A 4,415-nucleotide genomic window follows, 5' to 3' on the forward strand; every position below is an offset into this window, starting at 1 on the left:
TATGGATGCCGGGCCCCTCTCTGCTTGCTGTGGCGTTAGCGGCTGATGGTTGCCGAAGCGCGCAAACCAGCCAGGTCCTGGAAGGTGTACTCGCCACCCTCGGTCAGCTGCATTGCGACGCTGCCGCTGGTGATCTGAGCGGTGGTGGTCAGGGTGTAGCTGGAGGTCACCTTGGTAAAGTACACCGGAACCAGCGAAGCCAGCACCTGCGCGTAGCTCACGCCGTCCTTCGCGGTGGCTTCCAGGTAGTCGGAGGTGCGGATATCCAGCACGCCGGTCCAGACGTTGTCCTCGATGACCGGCTCGTAGAACTTCGCAGTGTATGCGATGCCGTTGAACGCCGCCACGGCGGGGTTGTTGGTCTTTGCGCCGCCCGCACTCTTGGCGAGTGCCGGGATCTCAACGTCGTTATCGACATCCCACAGCAGCGGGTCGGTGACATCCTCGGCGGTGGGGAAAGTGAACTCGAAGGTCACCTGCAGATGCGCCTGAGGGTACAGCCAGGAGCTGCCCTGGAACTCGCCCTTGGAGTTGATGGGTGCGGAAATCCACAGACCCGCGCCACCGTACAGGCCGGCACCGACGCTACCTCCGGGGGTGAAGGTGCCGCCGCCGCGGCTCTGCGGGGTGGTGGAGGTTGCGGTGATGTTGGGAACCTGCACGGTGTAGGAGTCCAGACCGTAGCGGGTATCAAAGTCGTTGGAGGGGTTCGAGTTGAACGCCTGGGTGAAGACACCGAACTTCAGGGTCGGGGTTTCCTGCGCGTCGGTGGATGCCGCGTAGGCGGGTACCGCTGCGGCGGTTGCGATAACGGGGGCGCTCCAGACGGCACCCTTGATGAGTGCGCGGCGGTTCAGGCCATTAGTGGTGTTCGAGGAAGAAGTCATGGGATCTCTCTTGTCATTAAGAATGTGGTGATGCATGTGATTTGAATTACTGATACTCTAATGTAATTCAGCTCATCTTCAAAATTATCTCAACTTTTACCTCAATGTATGAACATTACGGCACCCAGCTCACCTAGCGCGTGAAACGGGAGCATCATGGAAACCGTGGAGAACGCCCTCCCGGAAAACTCCATCGAAACACCACCGGTCACCACACACTAAGGAACACAACATGGCATTTCTGAAGAGCGCACGCGTCACGCTTGCCTCCCTCGCAGTGCTCTGCCTGGGCACTATCGCAGCCCCCGCAGCAAACGCCTACAGCCCCGACATCGACGGCGACGGCATCCCCAACACCTGGGAGATGAAGGGCTACGACGCGGACGGCGACGGCAAAATCGACGTCGACTTCCCCGCAATGGGCGCAGACCCCAACCACAAGGACATCTTCGTCGAGATGGACTACATGGCAGGTCTGCTGCCCAGCGAAGACGAGCTGGACCGCATCACCAAGATTTACGCCGACCTGCCCCTGCGCAACCCCGACGGCACCACCGGCGTGAACATCCACCTGGACGCAGGTAGCGCCCGCAGCGCCAAGTACAACCTCGGCGGCGGCAACGAAATCAGCTACCAGGCACTCGACAGCGAATTCAAGGCGCTCCACCGCATCAAGGCGACCGAAGGTAAGTTCAACCCCGCCCGCGAAGGCACCTTCCACTACATGATCTGGGGCGACTACTACGACAACAGCTACTCCTCCGGTATCGCTAACTTTGGCGGTCGTAACTTTATGGTCACCGTCGGCCCGCACTTCTGGGGCAAGGCAAGCAGCAACATCCGCGTGGCAGTGTTCGTGCACGAGCTCGGCCACAACCTCGCACTGAGCCACGGCGGCTGGGACGAAATCAACTACAAGCCCAACTACTACAGCGTCATGAACTACCAGTACACCCTCACCGGCGTGCCCATGGCTGATGGTAGCCGCTACTTCGGCTACTCCACCGCCGAGTACCGCATGCTCAACGAGGCGAAGCTGTACGAGGCGCGCGGCTTCGGCCCCCGCGCGGCTGGCTTCCTGTACAAGGGCAAGCCCGCCGACCAGCCGATTGACTTCAACGGCAACGGCAAGATTGACACCGAGCCGGTGTCCGTGGACCTGAATGGTGACGGCATGATCACGAACCTGGGTGCGGCAAACGATGTGAAGATGATCCGCTTCCAGGCGACCGAGCACCCCGAGAAGGACAAGGGCCCCGAGCACATTGAGCCGAGCGGCATTACCGCTGAACACGCTCGTTCGCTGGGCCTGATTTAAGTGGGCTGACTAGGCGGCACGCCGCCGGTTGAGAGCCGTGTCAGCCCAATAAAATGGCATAGCAAAAGGTGCGGATACCGAATCATCATTCGGTATCCGCACCTTTACTCTATACAGCTTTTAGCTCAGCCTAGCGTTCAGCTCAGCAGCAGAATCTAGACTGCCTCGCTCACGCGGCCAGTATCCACCAGCACCTGCGCGATGTGGCCCAGCGCCTCCTCATTCTGCAGCGAAGAAACATCGCCCAAAGAACGGCCCTGGTACAGCTCACCGAGCAGACGGCGAGTAATCTTACCCGAACGGGTCTTCGGGATATCGGCAACCGCCACAACGTCCTTCGGCTTAGCAATCGGGCCAATGTGCTCACGCACATGGTCAGTCAGCGCCGCCTTCAGCTCATCCTCAGTCAGGTCCTTACCCTCATCGGTGAGCGTCACGTAGGCGACCGCCTGGTGACCGGTCAGCTCATCCTCCACGGGGCAGACACCAGCCTCAACCACAGCCGGGTGAGTCACCAGAGCCGACTCAATCTCAATCGTGGACAGGCGGTGACCCGAAATGTTGATCACGTCATCAATACGGCCGAGGATGTACACGTTACCCTCTTCGTCTTCCTTCGCGCCGTCGCCAGCGAGGAACCAGCCGCGCTCGCCGTAGTGACGCCAGTAGGAATCCAGGAAACGCTGCGGGTTCTGCCACACGGTACGAGCCATGGACGGGCCAATCTTATCGACCACGATGAAGCCCTGCTTACCGGGTTCGACCGGGTCGCCGTGCTCATCCACCACGCGGGTGGACACGCCGGGAACAGCGCGGGTAGCGCAACCGGGCAGGGGAGTGCAGTGCGGGGTACCCTCCGGGTAGGTGCCCTCGGGCGCGAATGCCGGGTCGTGCGGACGCGGCGAGCACACGGTCGAACCGGTCTCCGACTGCCACCAGGTGTCAATGAATGCCGCGGTGCCACCGCCCACGTGCTGACGCAACCAACGCCACGCCTCCGGGTTGATGGATTCGCCCACCGAACCGAGCAGACGCACGGTCGAGAAGTCGTACTTGCCGGGCTCCGGGCCGTTCGGGAACGCACCCATGAGGGAACGAATCAGGGTCGGGGCGGTGTAGTAGTTGGTCACGCCGTAGCGTTCGATGACCTCAAAGTGGCGGCCGAAGTGCGGGGTGTTCGGGGTACCCTCGTAAATCACCTCGGAGACACCGTTAACCAGCGGGCCGTAGATTTCGTAGGTGTGTGCGGTCACCCACGCCAGGTCGGCGGTGCACCAGTGAACGGTGGACTCAACCTTTTCCGGGTCGTTGACGGCGGACAGCTCGTCCGGGCGCAGCACGCCGTTCTCATTCACGTAATCCGGCAGCAGATCGTAGAGCAGCGCGTGGGTGTACGCGGTCTGCACCAGGTATCCAGCCATGGTGTGCACCAGGCCCTTGGGCTTACCGGTGGTGCCGGAGGTGTAAATAATGAACAGCGGATCCTCGGCGTCGTGCAGTTCGTAGGCGTGAGTATCCGGCTGGTCGTCCACCAGATCGTGGTACCAGACGTCGCGGCCCTCAGTCCACGGCACAGCGGCGTGCGCTACCGGGTCGGAGGCGCTGGTGCGGTCCACCACGATAACGTGCTCAATGTTGTTCTCGCCAGAGCATGCCTCGTCGGCGTTGACCTTCACGGGAACGACCTTGCCGCGGCGGTTCTGGCCGTCGGTGGTGATGAGAACCTTCGCGCCGGTGTCTTCCACACGGAACTTCAGCGCCTCGGCGGAGAAACCACCGAAGACGAGGGAGTGGATCGCGCCAATACGCGCGCAGGCGAGGGTGAAAATAATGGTTTCGGGGATGACGGGTAGGTAGATGACCACACGGTCACCCTTGCGCACGCCCAAGGACAGCAGGCCGTTCGCTGCCTTCGCGATGCGGCGCTGCAATTCGGCGTAGGTGATGGCTTCGCGGTCGCCGGGTTCACCTTCAAAGTAGAGGGCTACCTTGTCGCCGCGGCCCGCCTCCACGTGGCGGTCTACGCAGTTGTAGGCGACGTTCAGCTTGCCGCCCTCGAACCACTTAATTTCGGGGATGCTGAACTGTTCGATGCCTTCCTCGTCGAAGCCGAGGGACTTCGGCTTCTCGAAGCGGTGCGCGGTGTGCCAGGGCTCAGCCCAGGTGAGGCGCTGCGCCTGCTTCTCCCAGAACGCGACGCGTGCCTCGTC

The 4,415-nt window shown here is 61.7% G+C and carries 3 protein-coding genes; 1 reads left to right on the forward strand and 2 read right to left on the reverse strand.

Going from position 1 to position 4,415, the window contains the following annotated elements; translation table 11 throughout:
• Nucleotides 1-35: 35 nt before the first annotated feature.
• Complete coding sequence (locus HXO69_RS08710; protein WP_296546560.1) at nt 36-887, reverse strand: transcriptional initiation protein Tat; 852 nt, start codon at nt 885-887, stop codon at nt 36-38.
• A gap of 232 nt (nt 888-1,119) precedes the next feature.
• Between HXO69_RS08710 and HXO69_RS08715 the strand changes: the two genes are divergently transcribed.
• Nucleotides 1,120-2,205: a C4-dicarboxylate ABC transporter substrate-binding protein gene (locus HXO69_RS08715; protein ID WP_296546562.1), complete on the forward strand. Its 1,086-nt coding sequence runs from the start codon at nt 1,120-1,122 to the stop codon at nt 2,203-2,205.
• 155 nt (nt 2,206-2,360) lie between these two features.
• Here HXO69_RS08715 and HXO69_RS08720 read toward each other — a convergent pair.
• A partial coding sequence (locus HXO69_RS08720; RefSeq protein WP_296546564.1) for an AMP-binding protein occupies nt 2,361-4,415 on the reverse strand: 2,055 nt, incomplete at its 5' end.

The sequence above is a fragment of the Rothia sp. (in: high G+C Gram-positive bacteria) genome, from assembly GCF_015265375.1.
Lineage (GTDB): Bacteria > Actinomycetota > Actinomycetes > Actinomycetales > Micrococcaceae > Rothia.

What these genes read in the sequence shown, in the direction of transcription:
- HXO69_RS08710 (WP_296546560.1), bottom strand. Translation starts at nt 887, where the DNA reads ATGACTTCTTCCTCGAACACCACTAATGGCCTGAACCGCCGCGCACTC.
- HXO69_RS08715 (WP_296546562.1), top strand. Translation starts at nt 1,120, where the DNA reads ATGGCATTTCTGAAGAGCGCACGCGTCACGCTTGCCTCCCTCGCAGTG.